Origin of the sequence: Bacillus cihuensis (assembly GCF_000504145.1) — a bacterium.
GTDB lineage: Bacteria > Bacillota > Bacilli > Bacillales > DSM-1321 > Peribacillus > Peribacillus huizhouensis.
This window is the reverse complement of sequence record NZ_AYSD01000010.1, coordinates 219,778-239,202: the sequence shown is the minus strand read 5'-3', so window position 1 is coordinate 239,202 and position 19,425 is coordinate 219,778. Positions and strand designations below refer to the sequence as shown.

15 protein-coding genes are annotated in these 19,425 nt (G+C 36.9%); 2 read left to right on the top strand and 13 right to left on the bottom strand.

Going from position 1 to position 19,425, the window contains the following annotated elements:
- The first annotated feature begins 365 nt into the window (after nucleotides 1–365).
- The gene (locus V179_RS0101050; RefSeq protein WP_028389879.1) at nucleotides 366–1,331 is read left to right on the top strand and encodes a bile acid:sodium symporter family protein; all 966 of its coding nucleotides are present in this window, start codon (nucleotides 366–368) and stop codon (nucleotides 1,329–1,331) included.
- Between the two features lie 283 nt (nucleotides 1,332–1,614).
- On the top strand, nucleotides 1,615–2,763 hold the full coding sequence (locus tag V179_RS0101045; protein WP_028389878.1) for a cation:proton antiporter: 1,149 nt from the start codon (nucleotides 1,615–1,617) through the stop codon (nucleotides 2,761–2,763).
- A gap of 451 nt (nucleotides 2,764–3,214) precedes the next feature.
- Here V179_RS0101045 and argH read toward each other — a convergent pair whose 3' ends face one another.
- The 13 genes from argH to dacB all read right to left on the bottom strand — a co-directional run bounded on the left by argH (nucleotide 3,215) and on the right by dacB (nucleotide 19,219).
- Entirely contained in the window at nucleotides 3,215–4,534 is a 1,320-nt protein-coding gene (gene argH, locus V179_RS0101040; protein ID WP_028389877.1) for an argininosuccinate lyase, read from the bottom strand.
- Nucleotides 4,535–4,559: 25 nt separating this feature from the next.
- Nucleotides 4,560–6,131, bottom strand: a complete 1,572-nt coding sequence (locus tag V179_RS0101035; protein WP_028389876.1) for an APC family permease — start codon at nucleotides 6,129–6,131, stop codon at nucleotides 4,560–4,562.
- Between the two features lie 514 nt (nucleotides 6,132–6,645).
- Complete coding sequence (locus tag V179_RS0101030) at nucleotides 6,646–7,413, bottom strand: hypothetical protein (RefSeq protein ID WP_028389875.1); 768 nt, start codon at nucleotides 7,411–7,413, stop codon at nucleotides 6,646–6,648.
- Between the two features lie 661 nt (nucleotides 7,414–8,074).
- Nucleotides 8,075–8,770 (bottom strand): ABC transporter ATP-binding protein, encoded by a 696-nt coding sequence (locus V179_RS0101025; RefSeq protein WP_028389874.1) that lies wholly within the window; start codon nucleotides 8,768–8,770, stop codon nucleotides 8,075–8,077.
- Nucleotides 8,767–9,579: an ABC transporter permease gene (locus V179_RS0101020; RefSeq protein ID WP_028389873.1), complete on the bottom strand. Its 813-nt coding sequence runs from the start codon at nucleotides 9,577–9,579 to the stop codon at nucleotides 8,767–8,769. The genes V179_RS0101025 and V179_RS0101020 overlap by 4 nt, the downstream gene beginning before the upstream one ends.
- Before the next feature lie 288 nt (nucleotides 9,580–9,867).
- A complete protein-coding gene (locus V179_RS0101015; RefSeq protein ID WP_028389872.1) occupies nucleotides 9,868–10,392 on the bottom strand; it encodes a nitrous oxide reductase accessory protein NosL in 525 nt (174 codons plus the stop codon).
- A complete protein-coding gene (locus V179_RS0101010) occupies nucleotides 10,389–11,663 on the bottom strand; it encodes a right-handed parallel beta-helix repeat-containing protein (protein ID WP_028389871.1) in 1,275 nt (424 codons plus the stop codon). The genes V179_RS0101015 and V179_RS0101010 overlap by 4 nt, the downstream gene beginning before the upstream one ends.
- A 228-nt stretch (nucleotides 11,664–11,891) precedes the next feature.
- Nucleotides 11,892–12,356, bottom strand: a complete 465-nt coding sequence (locus V179_RS0101005; protein ID WP_028389870.1) for a FixH family protein — start codon at nucleotides 12,354–12,356, stop codon at nucleotides 11,892–11,894.
- Nucleotides 12,357–12,382: 26 nt separating this feature from the next.
- A complete protein-coding gene (locus V179_RS0101000) occupies nucleotides 12,383–13,783 on the bottom strand; it encodes a PepSY-associated TM helix domain-containing protein (RefSeq protein ID WP_028389869.1) in 1,401 nt (466 codons plus the stop codon).
- Nucleotides 13,784–14,410: 627 nt separating this feature from the next.
- Nucleotides 14,411–14,944: a thioredoxin domain-containing protein gene (locus V179_RS0100995; RefSeq protein WP_028389868.1), complete on the bottom strand. Its 534-nt coding sequence runs from the start codon at nucleotides 14,942–14,944 to the stop codon at nucleotides 14,411–14,413.
- Nucleotides 14,945–15,462: 518 nt separating this feature from the next.
- Complete coding sequence (locus V179_RS0100990; RefSeq protein ID WP_028389867.1) at nucleotides 15,463–16,926, bottom strand: aminoacyl-histidine dipeptidase; 1,464 nt, start codon at nucleotides 16,924–16,926, stop codon at nucleotides 15,463–15,465.
- 154 nt (nucleotides 16,927–17,080) lie between these two features.
- On the bottom strand, nucleotides 17,081–17,599 hold the full coding sequence (locus V179_RS0100985; RefSeq protein ID WP_034300177.1) for an LURP-one-related/scramblase family protein: 519 nt from the start codon (nucleotides 17,597–17,599) through the stop codon (nucleotides 17,081–17,083).
- A gap of 141 nt (nucleotides 17,600–17,740) precedes the next feature.
- On the bottom strand, nucleotides 17,741–19,219 hold the full coding sequence (gene dacB, locus V179_RS0100980; protein ID WP_152534676.1) for a D-alanyl-D-alanine carboxypeptidase/D-alanyl-D-alanine endopeptidase: 1,479 nt from the start codon (nucleotides 19,217–19,219) through the stop codon (nucleotides 17,741–17,743).
- Between the last annotated feature and the right edge of the window lie 206 nt (nucleotides 19,220–19,425).

The window sequence follows — 19,425 nt, the reverse complement described above, 5'->3', positions numbered from 1 at the left end:
ACTACTTAAGTTTAATGACTATTTTCAAGATTTTTATCATCATTTTTTCATAAGGCTGTTTTCGCATAGTTTGTTGTTTTTTTAATTAATGAACCGTTCCTTTCCGCTGCAGGCACTTGCTTTCCGCGGGGAGGAAGTCGAGCCTCCTCAACGCTTCGCGTCTCCGGGGTCTCGAACTTTCCTCTATTTCCCGCAGGATTCAAGTGCCTTCCGCTACAATCCACTCTATGCTTGCAAAATTGTTAAAAGTAACAATCTGTTGGAAAACAGCCTTTCATAATAATGAAGTTGCTTATTTTTCACAATACTGCATAGGCTTAAGTAGTTACATAATTTCATAGTTTATTTTTTAGGAGCGCGAGAAGATGTTGCAAAAATTAAATGCTTTTTTAGAAAATAAAATGCCGTTCATTACACCGATAAGTGTGTTGCTTGGTGTGATGTTTGCAAGCTACGTCGATAGCTTTTCTTTTTTAGTTCCGTGGTTGTTTGCATTTATGACGTTTTCAGGTAGTTTGGGATCGAATATTAAGTCTTTTAAAGAAGTAATGATCCATCCTTTACCTATCATTATTACAATGTGTATTCTACATGTGATTATGCCGATTTGGGCTTTTGGTGTAGGTCATGTTGTGTTTCACGGGGATGTTTATACGATTACCGGATTAATTCTTGGTATGATTATTCCGACCGGCATTACGAGTGTTCTTTGGGTATCCATCTATCGGGGGAACATCCCACTTACACTTGCCGTGATTTTAATTGATACATTTTTATCACCATTCATTGTTCCATATACGATGTCTGTTATGGTTGGTGAAAAAGTAGAAATGGATATTCTCGGCATGATGGGCGGTTTATTGTGGATGGTTGTTGTGCCTTCATTGTCTGGGATGATGCTTAATCAAGTTACAAAAGGAAAGGTAAAAACTGTATTAGGTCCACGCCTTTCACCAATTTCAAAATTCTTTTTAGGAATCGTTGTGTTGTTAAATAGTTCGGTCATCGCTCCGTATTTACGTCATGTCGACGCAAAATTGGTCTTCATCACAATTGTCGTATTTCTTATTTCTTTTTCTGGCTACCTGTTTTCCTTTCTTATTGGCAGGCTTTTTAAAATGGACAGAGAAGATGTTGTGTCGCTTACATTCTTAGGTGGTATGCGCAATATTAGTACTGGTGCTGTTATCGCCATTTCCTATTTTCCCGCTCAAGTTGCAGTGCCTGTCGTCATAGGTATGCTTTTTCAGCAAGTGCTTGCTTCCAGTTATGGCCGATTTGTCGATCGATATTATAAAAAAAGAATCGTTGTAAAGACAAAGAGTGCCTGAAAATCGGAAAAATATTAATATTGTAATTCCACTACTTAAAATGATATGATGGTTTTAATAAAATACAAGATTAGTACTTGGAGGAGCCTGTCACCAAGGGATTAGTATGTCCTTTGGTAACAGGCTCTTTTTGTATTTTTCACACAAAACATTCATGAGAGTCTTTTCACAACTCAGGTGATGAAAAAAGTTCGGGTCCTAAAATTTGTATCACTTTATGAAAGTGGCGGCGCTGATTTTACGTAGTCCCGCCCCTTTTCCACAGAAAAAAAGGGGGATAAAGATGTTAATACTTCAATTAGCGATTATTTTAGTTGCAGCTAAGATTGCAGGGAGTATCAGTGTAAGATTGGGGCAACCTTCCGTTTTAGGTAAACTCCTAATCGGTATTGTACTAGGGCCATCTGTGTTAGGATTAGTGACTGAGACTGAAGCACTAGCAGCATTTAGTCAAATCGGTGTTATCTTGTTAATGTTTATAGCTGGTTTAGAAACCGATCTTGACGAATTTAAACGTACTGGAAAGGCGTCCACTTTTGTAGGTTTTGGTGGAATCATCGTTCCGCTTGTTGTAGGGTATTTTGCAGGAATTATGATGGATCTAACTTCTTTTCAATCATTGTTTTTAGGACTCTTGCTTTCTGCCACAAGTGTGAGTATCTCCGTTCAAGCATTAAAAGAAATGAATCAATTAAAATCGCCTGAAGGAACTGCCATCTTAGGAGCAGCCGTGATCGATGATGTTGTCGTCATTATCGCTTTGGCTTTCTTAATGAGTTTTGCTGGCGGAGAAGTGAATCTAACTATCGTTATTTTGAAGAAAGTATTATTTTTTGCAGGGGCCATTCTTGTTGCTTGGAAAGTAGTTCCTTGGTTCTTAGAAAAATTCGCTTCCTTAAAAGTGACTGAAACTGTTATTTCTGCTGCTTTAATTATTTGTTTTGTTTATGCCTACTTAGCTGAATATACAGGTGTTGCAGCGATAATCGGCGCTTATATAGCTGGTGTGGCTATTAGTGTAACAGACTATAAACATGAAATTTTCGAAAAGGTTGAAACAATCGGTTATTCAATATTTGTTCCCGTATTCTTCACTTCAATTGGGATCACTGCACAATTTTCTGGGATTATGAATCATTTAGGTCTGATTGTTCTATTAAGTATAGTAGCTATTCTTACAAAATTAGTTGGTGCTGCAACGGGTGCTAAATTGGCTGGTTTTGGCTGGAATAGCTCGTTAGGAATTGGGGCGGCAATGGTGTCTCGTGGAGAGGTAGCTTTAATCTTAGCAGCAATCGGTTTAGAATCTAAACTGCTCAACAATGATTTATTCGCTGTAATCGTTGTTGTTATTCTTGTCACAACCATTGTTACGCCACCGATGATGAAGTGGTTTTTCACATCGAATAAGCAAACGAAATCTGCTGCTTAACTAATGATTAAAGACGATCACTCACATAAGTGATTTTAACACTACAATGAATAGCCAAAAGAATTTTTTTAATTTAAGATGACCTACTACTCTTCAAAAAAGCTCAAATTAAACGGCCTGTTCCTAAACTCAAATGGGAACAGGCCGTTTAGCTCTATTCGTAAAGTTTGTTGTTATTCGCAAAAACAAATTCGAGCAGATGTTGATTGGAGCGGATATGCGAGACTCCTGCTTAGAAAAAAAGCATGTTGAGGGAGACCCCGCAAGTGTAAAGCACTGAGGAGGCTTCTGAGACCGCCCGCAGAAAGCGAGTACTGCAACGGAAATCAAATTGAAAAGCAACAAAGTATGCGAAAACAGCCAAGAAAAAAGACAAACTCTCCAAATGGAGAAATTTGTCCTGATTTTGATTACTTGTATAAAGAGAACTACAAATAGTGGAAGTTTCCCTTTATTTTAATAAAGCTACTTTAATCCCTTTATTTAATATATTTTGATAATCAATGTATTCATATAGATCATCTTCAATCATTGGAGATAAGCTTTTCAATTCTTCTAACGTTAAATCTTCAATGGCTTTATGATGGTCTTCACAATAAATAACAATTGAACCAACAATACTATGCGCATCTCTGAAAGCAACTCCTTTGCTAACTAAATAGTCAGCAACTTCTGTTGCATTGAGGAAGCCATCTTTCACGGCTTTTTTCATGTTTTCACTATTCACTTTCATCGTAGAAATCATATGAGACATGATGTTTAAACAAGACAATACCGTATCCAATGAATCAAAAAATGGTTCTTTGTCTTCCTGCATATCTTTATTGTATGCCAAAGGTAAACCTTTCATAGTCGTTAATAACGAAGTGAGTGAGCCATATACTCGCCCTGTTTTTCCTCTTATTAGTTCAGCAGCATCAGGGTTCTTCTTCTGTGGCATGATACTGCTACCTGTAGAGTAAGCGTCATCGATCGTAATAAATTTAAACTCTTGACTACTCCATAAAATCAATTCTTCACTTAATCTACTTAAATGCATCATGATAATCGAAAAATCAGACATTAATTCTAAAAGATAATCTCGATCACTTACACCGTCCAAGAAATTATCTACTGGTTTAGAGAATCCTAATTCTTCTGCTGTCATTTCGCGGTTTATCGTATGAGTAGTTCCAGCCAGAGCCCCGCAACCTAATGGACTTTCGTTCATAATATCAATTGCTTTAAGAACTCTTTTTCTATCGCGATCCAACATGTTATAGTATGCCATTAAATGGTGTTGAAACGTGATCACTTGAGCCCGTTGAAGATGAGTGTAGCCTGGCATAATCACATTATTTTCTTTTGCTTTTTGTTCGAGGCTATTTTGTAGATCCTCAATATACTCAACCACTTCTAACGCCTTATTTTTAGCGTAAAGTCTCATATCTGTAGCCACTTGGTCATTTCTACTACGTGCCGTGTGAAGTTTTTTTCCTGTTTCACCAATTCGTTCAGTCAAATGCGCTTCAACAAAACTGTGGATATCTTCAAAACTTCCTTCGATAAGTAAAGTTCCGCTTTCAATATCTTCTAAAATTGAAAGAAGAGTCTTTACAATATCTTCTCCTTCTTTCTTTGTGAGTAAATCACATTGCACTAACATATTGACGTGGGCGATGCTTCCCTTAATATCTTCAGCATAAAGCCTTTTATCAACCTTAAGTGAGCTATTAAAGTCTTCCATCAATTTATTTTCTTCTTTTCTAAAACGTCCGCCCCAAAGCTTCATAACAAGTTCTCCTTTTAAAAAAATATTACTTTAAATTAGATATACTTTCTTGTAATTCTTCAATATTCCCTTTTTTACGCATATACCAAACGCCGTTATAAACAGCAAAATTGTAAAAAATAAATCCAAGTATTGCCGCAACAATAGACATAAATGGCTCAGGGATAATACTATTACCACCAAAATTCCCTAAATAGGACAACAATACTAGCAATAATATATAAATAACAAGATATATGCCACCTAAGATTTCAATAGATTTATGCTTATTAATAAAATGAACGACTAAATAAGCGCCAATTCCTAAAATTAACCCGGTAATTGCAAGTTGTACCCTGCTCCAGTTTGTCCAATAAATAAGCAATGTAGCAAAGACAAAAGCTGCTGGGGCTATAATGTGCATACCTGGGAGACCCTTGTCTTGTGTCAAACCAACCTTACGGAAAACCATTACAGTCACACATGCTGATGCATACTTAAAAATACCAATTGCCCCAACAATCGCAACAATGGCAGTCCAACTTTTTAATGGGAATAAGAACAGTAGTCCGATAACGAAATTGAGCGCAAGTGCACGAGTTGGAACACCAAATCGTTTATTGATCGTTCCAAAGAATGATGGGATGAACCCACTTTTCGCCATTCCAAACACATGTCTTGAAGTTCCAGCTGTATAAGTCAGCGCTGAACCTGTTGGCGAAACCATTGCGTCAGCTGTAATAATCCATGATAACCAAACCATATTTGCCATAAGCGCTAGATTAGCAAATGGAGAATCGAACTTAATTCCGCTCCAACCGTTCGCAAGCATTTCTGGCGGAACTGCTCCGATAAAAACAATTTGCAGTAATGTATATAAGATTGCTGCAGCTACTAGAGACGTGATCAAAGCCAATGGAATATTACGTCTAGGATTTACAACTTCACCACTCATCATGACCACATTCCCAAATCCTGTATAAGCAAAAAATATTCCACTCGTTAATATCGCACTTAATCCAGCCCCATACCCATTCGGGGCAAAGCCTTGACTCGTAAAGTTCTCTGCGTGAAAACCTGTCATAAAGAAAGCGATGATCGTTAGAACTGGTACTAAAAATTTAATAGTCGTAATAACTGTATTCGTAATCGCAAATAATTTTACGCCAAAATAGTTAAAAACAACAAAGAATACCATCAAAAAGGTTGAAGCTAGAATACCTGAAGTAGTCAGTTGCTCTTTTGTCATATCATACAGTCCTGGCCAGAACTGATTAGCATATTGAATAACTCCTGCTGATTCAACAGGTGCAGTTGCACAATAGCCAAACCAGATGGAATAACTAGTCACTGTAGCAAGCATTTTCCCATTAGAATATAGAGGATAACGACCTAAACCACCAGTTTCAGGCTTAACTCTTCCTAACTCAGCATAAATAAGAGCTATGAGTGTAATCGCAATTGCACCGAGTACCCACGACATGATAGCTGCAGGACCAGCCAATTTTGCCGCTGCCCACGGACCAAAAAGCCAACTTGATCCAATAATTCCTCCAAGAGACAGGGCAGTTAGAGACCAAAACCCCATTCTCTTCTTCAAATATTGTTCTTGATTCATAAAATTCCCTCTTTCTTAATATTCTATAAATAATAGCTTCTTATTATAGCATGATAGTATTGTAATAATCTTCACAATATTGATTTATTGTCGAAATTTACAATGCCAATTACTTCATTTCAAAATCGAACATTCAATACTTGTTTAAGTACATGGTATAGACTGATTTATTTAACCTGTGTACAAATAAAGTTCAAACTTCAATCAGTGGAGGTACTATTTTCATAATTTTTAGTGACACTTGATTCATGTTTCGCTACCTATTAATGCGGAAATTCTGCTAGCTTATTAATAGAAGAAGGGTTACAAATCGGAACAACCGAATTTGTAACCCTTCTGATTTTTTATGATTTAACTAGTTGAGTATAATATTCTTACAATGCTTCCATATGGTTCGAAATAGCATTAATAATATAATTCCAATTATCGAAGTGAATTTCTGTAGCAAGTACTAGACCTATCGGAAGCACATTGTCTTCTGCTTAACCGACCAAATTGCTAAACAAAGATCCATTTATTTATTGTACGGCGGTTCCTCCCCTTCACGACCAGATGCGGTTAAAGATCCACGTTCTACCTCATACGAAAAAGACGAGAAACTCTCTACCGCTCCTTTATTCCATCTTTCAGTAAAAGTAATCAGATATTTTTCATTTCCTATTTCTTGCACAGCTGTTTCTCTCTCAACCTGGTAACCATCAATTTGCCCTTCCCATTTGCCAATATACTTAGGGAAAACATCTGTAACGGTCCCATTATCGACGGTGGCAAATTCAACAGCGTCTTCCATTGTAAAGGTTGATAAAGGTTCGGACATGATCTGAAAATATCCCCAAAGCAAACCGCATAGCGCGACTGGAAAAAGAAAAAACATCTTAAAACTCTTTTGAACCCTAGCTCTAACAAATAGCAATCTATCGATTAAAGCATAGAACAAAGCAACGATCATTCCAGATAACGCCAATGTAAATTCCTGAAAAAGCAAACCATTCGCTAAACCAAAAATGCCATGAAGCAAAACGTAAAGCCATATGTGGTTCAAAAACCACTTTTTTTGGAGGTATTCTAAACCAACTGAAACCAGATTTCCATAAATTAAGACAATTATACCTATATACATACTATATATAGATAACCAACCTAAAAAACCCATTCCTAAACCATGAGGATGTGCCGATTTAATCCTATCTGATATATAAAAATACGCTAAGATCATAGAAGGAATCATTGTCGTGACAAATGTGACTGTTAATTTTCTCTTAATCAGACTTTCGACTTCCATTCAACCCCACCCTTAATACGGAATTCATTAAACTAAATCTCACTACATTAACCTATATTACCATTTTCTTACCCTGATAACTTTGATTCGTAGAATAACTGGATGCATAGCAAAGAAGCCAACAATCCATTGCATGTTGACTTCAGTTATTTATAAAGATTGTCTCTTTGTAGTTTTCCATTTAATAAATAGAATAGGGGTATATTGCAAGGCATTGACTACTCCTCATCCTAAATTTTTAACGCTTCTTATTCAACCTTTTTTATAAATTTTAGTACCACATCAACATTGCTCTACCTATAAAGTTAACTCCTTTATGTTGCCCCTCATAAACAAACTTCGTGCGTGGCAGCCAAAAGTAAGGGTAATGACAAACGCATTTCCTAGTACAAAACTAATCGACTTCTGCTTTTTACTAGAGTCATAAAGTGTTATCTGCTCTTATGAAAGTAAATGGCAGTAGATACAACCTATTTCTTAGAAAGTTATTAAGGTCGGTAGGATATAACTCTACATATGAATGAATTATTGAACTACCCTCCCACTAGTTACATATAAAATCATGATTTGTTTAACAGGAATTTTATTGATCCTTTACAAATGATTAAAATTTGTTCTCAATTATCATACTTTATTTAAATTGCATTATCCTTCGGGAATCTCATTGGCGATGTAGCTTCATCAATTTCATCGTCGTCTCTTCTATTTTGTTTTCATTCTGGATTGTCTCAATGACTTCTCCCTGTTTCATAAATAAAATGATGTCCCCCGTCTCAGCTGCTACATCCATCATATGAGTAGAAAAAACAATAATTGTACCCTCTTTTTTAATCTGATTAAGAATTTCAACAAACCGATTTACCCAGTAGGGATCCAATCCGTTTGTCGGCTCATCTAATAACAAAACATTTGGTTTGGCTAATATAGATTGTCCGAATATTAGCCGCTGCCTCATTCCCTTAGATAAGCTTTTTACTAACTCACGTTTTTTGTCAACTAGACCGATCAAATCGATTACTTCGTTTACTCGATCTTTTTTTACTTTCCGGAATGATCCATAAAAATTAAGGAACTCTTCAATCGTCATCATTTCCTGGGCATGGAAATCATCAGGCATAAAGCCAATTTCGGTTAAATAATTCTCACGGTTTAAGGTAATTCCTTTCCCGTTAATAGAGGTTGTGCCACTTGATGGAGAATGGATGCCGGCAATGATTTGTAGTAATGTACTTTTACCGGCGCCATTTCCACCGCATAAAACAACACAAATCCCCTCCGTTGCTTCAAAGGAACATGGATATAACGCTGTTTTTTTCTTATAAACTTTCGAGACATCTTCCACTTTTAAACCTGTCATCGCCTTTTCCTCCATTCCAGCATGAGCATCGAAAACAATAACATAATAGCCAAAAATCCAATAAAATATAAAATATAATTAAGGATGCCATATGGTGGGTCTAAGTAGGGCACAAGAGAATCATATGCTTGCCCAAAAACGGCTCCTCCATCAAGGTTTATGACTAAGGACACCCGAATAAATTCAGCTGGATTAGCAACTAGAGCCAGTTTCATTAACGGAGCAATCCATGGATAAGGGACCAAACCTAAAACACCAATTAACGCAGTCGGCCAAATCATGATTAGGAAAAACCAAATAATGACTGATATTGATAAAGCCTGCCACCTTGTCGATACAATACATCCGAGTGTTATACCAAGGACGAGAAAGAAAAAAATTAGACTCATAGAATAAAAGTAAATCGACAAAAGCCATTCACTCGAAAAACCATTACCACTTACTAGTCCTATTGCCAAGCTAACTCCATAACTAAATGTGAACACGATTGCTTGAGCAGTAAATTGCCCCCCTATTTTCCCTGATATGTACGACATAGAAAATAAAGGATAGGTATTCAACAATCGCCATTGGCCATTTTCCATTTCATTGGCAATAGAAAAAGAACCAATGATCAACATGAAAAGCGGAATGATATATAAGGCAACATTGACCACAGTTCCAGTCATATTTGTATATCCAGATAAGGATGGAGCGCTACTTTGTACTAAAAATAAGAGAGAAAGTACAGCAACCCATAAGACTAAAAAAGAATAAAAAGATCGCTGTCGTATCGTCATGCGCAGTTCAGAGTGCCAAATATTCCACATCTTCATTCCTCTTTTCGAAAATTCTTCCCATAAATATCTTGCCCATGTCCCTCATCCAAAACGAATATGGCGTTATTACACCACCATTTACTATGAAGGATTAATCAAGTAGTACGCTACACTCACCTGATCATAATGGTGGCGGTGCGAAGCCGGAATTTTAGCTGCTTTCTAAGGTGAAATTAGTATACTTAATAAAAAGATTGGCTATATTAATGAGTCGCGCAGCCCCGCCCCATATCCTCATACAAAAAGGACCTTCCGAAAACGGATCCGGCCCTCTATTTTTTAATGAGAATGGCTATGATCATCTTTTTCACCGTCTGAGTGTGAATGTGAATGGTTCGCTTTGTCATCCTTTTGCTTCCAATCATGTTCAGCTAAATCGTTGGCAGTCATTATCGTGCTGCCTTCATTTTCAGCAGCAAACTCTTCTGCAGTAGCTTTATCTTTAAATGATATTACATTATAAGCCATTGGCGTTTTAACTGAGTGATTGTATACATAAGTTGCATCGTCCACTAAAATCCACTCTTCATCATAATAATCACGGACAAATTGAGCATCAATTTTTTCATTTTCATGTTTTGTTACCCATTCGTACATACAACCTACATCATCAAAGACCATAGATTTTCCGTTTTCTAAAATGATCTGGGTAGCATGTTGGTTGTCAATAACAGCCATATTACATGTTTCACATGTGTCCGTTGCTTCATTAATTGCAACTGGTTGTGCTTTATCATTTCCACACGCTGCAAGAATCATTATTAATCCTGCCAATACAATAAAACTAAGCAGTTTTTTCTTCATCTTCTTTTCCTCCCAAATATAAATAAACTAAAACTGGATAAAATCATTACTACACTTATGACCCATAAACTAAAACTCGTTGATTTTTCTTTTTCGACTTCCAGCGTCATGTTCATTAAGGGGGCTGAGTCTGTAAGCAACTGGTCAGCCGGGCTTTTCAATATATTTTGTAACAGGATAAGTCCTGGTGTTTGAAAAAATAGCTGATATTCGGGAACTGCGTTTGTCAAAGTAAGAAAATACGGATCAGCGCTATATACAATTTCACTCTTTCCATCTCCATTTACATCAATCTTGCTCGCTGCATCCCAATAGTTCCCATTAACTTGATTATTTGCACTTTCTATTGCCTGTGCATCATTGACATTTCCAACGAATGTATTACGTATTACCTTATTTTCATTTGATTTTTTAAATTGTACCCCGATAAAATTGTCCATGATTTTATTGGTATCTATTCGGTTGTTTTCAGCTTCCTCAATAAAAATGCCTACACGATTGGAAATAAACTCATTTCCAGTCACTTCAGTGTCAGTAGACAAATAAATTAACAGTCCTTGCGCATTCACACTTTTGTTATTAGACAAAAATTTATTATTACGCACGACTGTCCGCTTTGATTCCATTAACATTGTCCCTGTTATATTTGCTCTAGAGGCATTTTCTTCAAGTACATTTTCATTTGAGAACATAAGATGCAAACCGTAACGAGATCTTTGGATATCATTTCTATGTATAGTATTCCCGTCGCTTTTCTCTAAATAAATTCCATCCAGAACATTGTTAATTTTAAGGTTTTCAAACTTATTCTGATTGGATTTCCATAAATCAATCCCATTGCCTTGCTTCCTTCCAACAATCTCGCTATCTTTGATCGTTACGCCATTCGCATTATCAAGTCTAATACCGAAACGCTTCGTCTCAATAGCAATTCCCTCCAGTTTATGATTGGAACCAGTAACATAAATGGCGGTAGCTTCTTTTTCATCTCCACAGTGTTCCACTTTAATATTTTTTAGAGTAACTGACTCACCGCTAATGGTAACTACCGGCTCCGATAGACAAGATCGAAGAAGAATTTCACCCTTTCCTTTTAGAGTTATTGGCTTGGTAATAACCAATGTCTCCTCATACTCTCCCTCTTCTATTTCAATCACGGCACCCTTTTGTGCCTCGTTGATTTTGGATTGTATAGAGCCTTCTGCTTCAGATACAGCTGGCATGAAAAATGATAAAACGAGGAGAAGCATTATGTAATTCATTATTTTCATAGCTTAGTGGCCTCGCTCTCATCTAGATTCCCTTTAAGATTATTTAAGTTTAGAAGATAAAACAAGTAGATGCACGATAAAATATGTGAAAAGTTGGTGAATTCGGTAATGTTTTTACATAATTGAAAAAAAAGGCAAGATTTTCTCCTGCCAATGTTACCGGATAACCGATAATAATAAGGTAAATATACCGGTGTTGTCATACATCTCTCTATCAAAATCAATCTTTCAATGATGATGACCTTGATGATTGCTTTTCTTAACAGGCTCTTCTATTAAAGCATTTATTTCCTCTTCTGAGACTTCCCCAACCATAAATTGTTTTTTAGGCATGACATGAAGTCCCCGAGCAGTAACATGAGTTTGAACATAATAGATTCCATCTTGACTAAACTGTTTAGAAACAGTATATGTTCCATTACCTATCAACTTAGCTTGAAGCATTTCACTATCTTGAGTGCTGGTAGAATTCCAAATTTCAAATTGAACATCTTGTGCATCATCTACATTGCTCGAACCCTGCGTTACATGAACTTTGAATATACATTCTTGATTCAGCGAAACAACATCAGGAAGTAGGATGTCAGCTTCAATCACTTTCATTTTTTCTTGAGAGGTACTGCTAGTAATATTACATCCACTAATGATACTAATAAGTATAAATGCTGATAGTATGAAAAAACATTTTCTCATGGCACTTGATACCCTCTCTTCTTGTATTAATTCATCCACCCTCTTAACGGCTTAAATTTAGGTATAACGAAACGATCTAATAAAAACACCAAAATGATAGAAATACCAACTAACGGCATGACAATTCCTAATGCTAGCATGATAAAAAATACCGTTCTAGTTAGTTTCTTATCATGAACTTTAGATGGGGCACCTAATTTACCAGAAGGTTTACGTTTTTTCCACATGATATATGAACTAATGACAACCCCGATTAATCCCATACAGACAATGAGGCCAATGATTTGATTGGCTAATCCAAATAATCTTCCTTCATGCAATGCAATGCCGACTGTTATGGCCTTTGCGGTAATCCCATAATCATTAAAGCGAACATCTGTTAATACAGCTCCACTGTATTGATCAATGTTTAATGTCGCATTATCACCTGGTTTTGTATGGGAAGTTGTAATCGTATATACGCCTTTTTCAGACTGTGGCATAGATATGGTATATGGTTTTGCCACCTTGTTATTTCCAGCTATATAAGAAACGTCTTCTAGTGAAATAGTCGAATTACTATTTGTTTTAGATGAAGGCACAGCTAAATTTTCAGTTGCCCATGGTCCATCTTGTGCCACATCTCTCGTTCTAATAATAGACTCTGGTTTTGCATCCCAGCTGTAAGCAAAAGGAGGCGTTCCAGTATTAGTTGCCGTAGCGAAACGGTTTATTTGTTCACCCATTACTCCAGACCAGGGAAGCCCTGTCGCTATTAAAATCAAAACAAAAATAGATAACCAAAAGGCAGGAACAGCATGCATATCCCTCCAGAATATCCGGCCTTTCTTGTTGAATCTAGGTAGAACAGTCCCCCAAATAGATGCCTTATTACGAGGCCACCATATATATAATCCAGTTATAAGCAAGATCACACACCAACATGCCGCAAGTTCCACCAAGCGGTTGGCGAATGTACCACCTATTATTAATTCGCTATGCAGCTTTTTAAATATCTCTGTAAATTTCTTTTCTGATTGTAGTGAACCATTTATGGAACCTGTATATGGATCTACAAAGACCGAAAGTGATTGCCCTTCACTAGAAATACTTATTTCTGATGTTCGTAATGGATCATCATATGTTTTATACGAATTCACAATCCCTTCAGGGTACTCTTCTTTTACCCGATTTATCTGCTCTGAGGGAGGTATCACAGATGAATGACTCTCTTTCACATAGTAGAGATCCTGATATAAAAATGATTCGATTTGTGGCTTGAATAAGTATACAGCCCCACTAAAAGCCAAAATAATTAAAAATGGAGAAAATATAAGTCCTGCGTAAAAGTGCCATCTCCAAACAATTCGATAAATAGACGCCTTGTCACTTTTACCTTCCTTTTCTTTATGTTTTTCAGGTACTTCATTAAGTTTTAATGCTTCCATGGCTTTTCTCCTCGTATATTAGTTATAAGAGCTCTTTCTATTTCCCTGTTTACCATCCTGACCTGCCTAATTCATGACTTTATGTAACGATAGACGGTCCATTTTAAAAGCATATTACTTGTTACTTTGTTCTGAAATACGCAAATCTTCTTGTTCGAACTGTGTTAAAATTTGTTATTATTGTTCTCTCGTTATGATTAAACACCTCCAAACTTATTCGATTTATTTCCTAAATTAATCTAAGACATCCGTGAGTGTAATAAACTAGCATTATCAAAGTAGTCTTTGAGATGCGACCTGTTTAAATCCCATATTAATTGATTTCATTTATTAGTGATTGTAAATAACGGTACAATTTGTTAATCCATAACAATAATCAACAATTGATTAACAAATTCACTTAATAGCTAGACATATTAACCTCGGAGTGAGTGTACTAGTCTCTTTTATTTTCATCACACTCAGTTGTTGACATTTCCTTAGACTTTCCAAACCAAAACTAATCAAGTGAAGGTGCCATGCTATGTTCAATATGGCATTGAGTATAGAGGTAAAATAAAAAAACAGACAAAATTTCTTGTCTGCTTGTCTCTTTTCTTATTTTGTTAGGAGTTAAATTTGCGGGATTTAGCTAGTGAATACGCTAGTTTCTAATTCCGCCTCAATTGTCGATTTCAATTCATCTGCCGATAATTCCGTAGGATATTGATATTCTTTATCATTGATAAATACAGTAGGCACCATTTTCACGTTTCTACGAATAGCCTCTGCAGTTACATTCAAGCTAATTTCGGTATTTTGTGGTTCTTCTTTTAATTGATATTTTTCTGCTAAAAGATTTTTGATATCTTGATTGTTCAATTGATCCCACTGTCCTTGTGTTGCAAATAATTCCTTTAATATTTCTTTCACGCGTGAAGGTTTCTCATAATCTAGGAAGAGGTTAATTAAAGTTCCATTTAACAGCATCTCTCTAGGCTTGTCATAATGTTTGACAATAAATTCAACTTGCCCATTATCTAAGTAGTCTTTCAAAACCTCTTCCGCAATCCCAAAAAATGTAGCACAGTAAGGGCATGTTAAATTTAAAAACACTTCAACCTTTACAGGTGCTTCTTTCTGTCCAAAGCTTAATTGTGCATTCTCAATTTGATTCGCCATTTCTCTCACTCGCTTTCCATCAGCATTCAATTCATATTGCCACAATTATATTAATTCATACCCGAATTGTCAACATTAACTTATCGAATATTCCGATTTTATAGTTTTTTGCTCAAACTTTTTTTGACTTTATCTCACTCCCTTTGTGTACAAAAAATCATTCTAATTGTTTCCTTGTTTTGACGTTAAACAAAGTATCTTTTTTAGGCAGTTCGTAAACCATTCGTTCATAAATTAGGTATATAGCACAGGGGGATTACATGTCTAAAATTCAAGTTACTTACCCCGACATACATTGAATCCATCTTAAATAAATATTCGATTGGCTTGTTTTAACAGACTATCCCAACGAAAAGCAGACCTCACACCTACTATATATCGTTTATTTGACGTGTAATTGACACGAAACATGATGTATAGTGTGTGAGGTCCGCCCCTATTACTAGATATGGCAAGATTCATTTATCAAAAAATAAAGTGCTATTCTCGCTCAATTATATATTGACACCTATCTACCTTTAACTCAGTGTGTTCATTTCTTTGAGTACGGTGAGCAAGTATTCCCACGTACGGATTGTGGATGGAATGCTGAGATGCTCATTTGGCGTATGGACATCGAACATATCAGGACCGAAAGAAATGGCGTCTAGGCCTGGAATCTTCTCAGTAAATACGCCGCATTCAATACCGGCATGGATAGCAATGATTTCTGCTTCTTTTCCATATTTCTTTTCATATACTTTTTTACACAGGTCACGAATGGCCGATTCTGAATGATATGCCCACTCAGGATAGTCCCCACTCGTTTCAACCTTGCCACCTATAGTCTGTGTAATGACCTTTACTTGATTTAAAATATGTTCTTTTAAGCTTCTTACCGAACTGCGAATTTCATTAAGAAAATATATTTCCGAATCAGTTGCCGTGATAACACCTAAATTGGTTGAAGCCACAACTAACCCTTTAATATCCATGCTCATACTTTGGATACCAGATGGTGTTAACATAATTGCTTGTACAACTCGTTCGCTCGTTTCTTTCGAAAATACGTTTTCTGCCAAGGCGGATTTTTCAAGCTTTACATATACACCTGGGTCAGCAGCTTGTAATTCATTTTTCAACACTTCATTCCACTCAGCTATTTTCTTTGTTAACTTTTCAATAGCGTCTCGTTCAATTACAAGAGTGGCCTCTGCTTCCCGAGGAATAGCATTGGGCTTCAAACCGCCATCAATTCCACTTAATGTATACGCAACTTCATTGGATATGTCATATAAAATGCGACCCAGCAATTTATTGGCATTTCCTCTTTCCTTATCAATTTCCATGCCAGAGTGTCCGCCGCGCAGTCCCCCAATGGTTAGATGGTATGAATCGCCATCTTTAGGGGCGACTTCCCAGTTGATTGGAAGACTTAGCTTCCCACAAATCCCGCCGGCACTACTAACAAGCAGTTTGCCTTCTTCTTCAGAATCAAGGTTCATGAATACTTTCCCTTTGAAGTGCGTTGGGTCAACAGAAAGTGCCCCTTTCATTGTCGTCTCTTCTTCAGTAGTAATAACTACTTCTAGAGCAGGATATGCAATATGATCGGCATCAAGTAAAGCAAGTGCATAGGCAACCGCAATGCCATTGTCTGCTCCTAATGTTGTCCCGCTCGCATACAACATATCGTTCTCGATTCGTAATTCGATTGGATCCTTTTCAAAATCATGGACAGTTCCTTTATTCAGCTCGCATACCATATCCATATGCCCTTGAATAATGACTATCGGTGCATTTTCATATCCTTTTGATGCTGGTTTTTTTATAATGATATTAAGTGCTTCATCTTGAACAACGTCAAGACCCCGCTCCCGTGCAAAACCAATTAAATAATCGCTAATTTGCTTTTCATTTCCAGAACCTCTCGGAATGTTGGAAATCTCCTTAAAAAAATAAAAGACCGGATTTTCAATTAATTGTTCTAATGTTTGAAACATACTGATCATCCCTTCTACAAAAATCTAATTTATTTTCACATCTTTTTCCTACTATTAGCTATTAATATTGCAGAATAGAATATTTTTAGCAAATTTAAAGAGAGGTCTGAAGGATCTACATGATCTTTTCAATCCTCTCAAAAACATTGGACGATTACGAAGAACCGCCACTATTCGCCGCTGCGCTGTTATTCCGTTTAATTATCGCGTTCACTCCCATCACGACCGCAATCCATTCCAAAGCAGGTATGGATTCCTCGAATGAGCTTAAGCGATACGCCGCTGATGAGAAGAATCCGCTCACTTTCTCAAACTTTGCTATAAGCTTGGATTTACTATCATAGATATCGTATTGACGGGAAAAAGCTTCAGACTTAATCTCATACACTCCCCGTTTACCTGCGTCATATTCATATTTTTTGGAGAGGAAAGCAAATCTTTGGCGTAATTCTCCGAGCTCATTTTGATGATAATCTGTCACGACCCATCTATTTCGAAGTGTTCGAAATTTTCCACTAACAGCGACATCTCCTGTCTGATTCAACACATCTACACTTGAAGAAAATGCGCTCTTTAAATCCAATTCTCCCACTTGGATTTTATTTTCATTATAAATAATGGTTTTTCCTGAAGAGAAAAAATTATCATTAAAGTACAAAGTTTGATTATCCATTCTAGCTCCCCCTTCTATCTATTATTTACGGTTAAATCTAGAAAGGGTTTCTGATTTATCGTGTGAAAGAATCGAATTTTTCAATCCCCCTGTTCCTCACACCAAAATAACCCGGCACTGCCCTTTTGTGTCGGGTCCAATTTATTCTTGCTCTGCCAATAAGATTACAATATCATCTTGTATTTTTGTAATGGAATCCCCATCGACGAAATTATTGAATAGGATTGAGAAAATGAAACGTTCACCGCTTTTCGTTGTCACGTAGCCGGAAAGAGCACTAGTTGCTGTCAGTGTACCCGTTTTTGCCTGAACATTTCCTGATGCAAAAGTACTTTTCATCCGATTCCTCAGTGTACCACCAACAAACCGGTCACTAGCTCCTGCCACAGGCAATGAATGTACAAAAGCAGGATACCATCCTTTGTCTTGAACGGCATATAATAATTTCGTCAGTTCATTGGCCGAAATTAAATTTATTTGTGATATACCCGAGCCGTCGCGAAGTTTGAGAGATGCGGTGTTCATTCCGAGCGATTGAGCGGTGCTTTCTATCACTTTAAGCCCTGTTCCCCAGCTCCCCTCATCATAAATGACTTTGCCCATTTCTTTTACCAAATGTTCAGCATGTGCATTGTTGCTGAGTTTCATAAAAGGGATGAGCAGCTGAGCTAATGGCATTGAATCATGCGTTGCAAGTCGTTTTGCCTGATTTGGTACTTTTCCTGCTTTTACGATACCAACTTGCTGAATTCCTTGAGCTAAAAGAGCATTTTTGAACACATGAGTCGTATAAACAGTTGGTTCCCATAATGCCACCCATTGTCTCATCCGGCTTGATTTAACAGGGATCGTGCCAGTGATTGTAATGGTATTACTACGATGCTCGCGTATGATTTTAAGCTCTTTTTTCCCATCTGCCGATACCGTTTTCGCTAAATTCACGATTTTGAGATAATCTGTGTGCGGCTTGACTTCCACAGTCGTACCCTCGCCAACATTCATTCCTGGAGCTACATCGACAATGACTGTAGCAGAATCATAATCTTGATTCGGCGCAATCGTTAATGCTGAAATGGCTGCACCGTAATATTCGCTTTCATCGCTCCAAATCATATCGGCTGAATATCGTTCATGATCATACCAAGAGTCATCGCCAATCACGTCACCGACAATCGTTTTAATTCCTTTATTTTTGATCATTGTAGCAAGTGTATCTAGATCTGATTGCAGTAACGTTGGATCCCCTTTACCTTTTATGTACAAATTACCAGTCAAAACATCTCCATTGATTACTCCATCTGTATACAGTTCTGTTGTAAATACATAATTTTGACCAAGCGTTTCCAGTGCTGCTGCAGCCGTTAGTAGTTTCATATTCGAAGCAGGGCGCAACCTAATATCTCCACCACGCTCATAAATAACTTCACCAGTCACTGCTTTTCGAATACTAATGCCCGAAATGGCTCCAGATAATTTTTTATTTGCTAGCAGATGAAGAAGTTGCTGATCAAATGAACTACCATTCGTAGCCAACATAGAACCATCAGCCTTCTCAACATATTGAACCAAAGTAAATACGTATAATAACAGAACAAACACGACTATATTTTTCACAATCATCCCCACCACCATATTTTCATCATTTGAAAATCTTCCATAGTTAACTTTCAAGTAGATGTAATCTAATGTAGTATTCCATCATTCAAACTGGATATGTGGAGGGAGTTATTGTAAGTAAATATTGGTAAAGCAAAAAAAACATGGGTGCCCCAATGCAAAAGGTCTGACCTCCCAACAACTAAATACAGTGTTATGCTACGTGTATA

Coding starts and splice junctions, on each gene's coding strand:
- V179_RS0101050 (WP_028389879.1), top strand. CDS start 366: ATGTTGCAAAAATTAAATGCTTTTTTAGAAAATAAAATGCCGTTCATT.
- V179_RS0101045 (WP_028389878.1), top strand. CDS start 1,615: ATGTTAATACTTCAATTAGCGATTATTTTAGTTGCAGCTAAGATTGCA.
- argH (WP_028389877.1), bottom strand. CDS start 4,534: ATGAAGCTTTGGGGCGGACGTTTTAGAAAAGAAGAAAATAAATTGATG.
- V179_RS0101035 (WP_028389876.1), bottom strand. CDS start 6,131: ATGAATCAAGAACAATATTTGAAGAAGAGAATGGGGTTTTGGTCTCTA.
- V179_RS0101030 (WP_028389875.1), bottom strand. CDS start 7,413: ATGGAAGTCGAAAGTCTGATTAAGAGAAAATTAACAGTCACATTTGTC.
- V179_RS0101025 (WP_028389874.1), bottom strand. CDS start 8,770: ATGACAGGTTTAAAAGTGGAAGATGTCTCGAAAGTTTATAAGAAAAAA.
- V179_RS0101020 (WP_028389873.1), bottom strand. CDS start 9,579: ATGTGGAATATTTGGCACTCTGAACTGCGCATGACGATACGACAGCGA.
- V179_RS0101015 (WP_028389872.1), bottom strand. CDS start 10,392: ATGAAGAAAAAACTGCTTAGTTTTATTGTATTGGCAGGATTAATAATG.
- V179_RS0101010 (WP_028389871.1), bottom strand. CDS start 11,663: ATGAAAATAATGAATTACATAATGCTTCTCCTCGTTTTATCATTTTTC.
- V179_RS0101005 (WP_028389870.1), bottom strand. CDS start 12,356: ATGAGAAAATGTTTTTTCATACTATCAGCATTTATACTTATTAGTATC.
- V179_RS0101000 (WP_028389869.1), bottom strand. CDS start 13,783: ATGGAAGCATTAAAACTTAATGAAGTACCTGAAAAACATAAAGAAAAG.
- V179_RS0100995 (WP_028389868.1), bottom strand. CDS start 14,944: ATGGCGAATCAAATTGAGAATGCACAATTAAGCTTTGGACAGAAAGAA.
- V179_RS0100990 (WP_028389867.1), bottom strand. CDS start 16,926: ATGTTTCAAACATTAGAACAATTAATTGAAAATCCGGTCTTTTATTTT.
- V179_RS0100985 (WP_034300177.1), bottom strand. CDS start 17,599: ATGGATAATCAAACTTTGTACTTTAATGATAATTTTTTCTCTTCAGGA.
- dacB (WP_152534676.1), bottom strand. CDS start 19,219: ATGATTGTGAAAAATATAGTCGTGTTTGTTCTGTTATTATACGTATTT.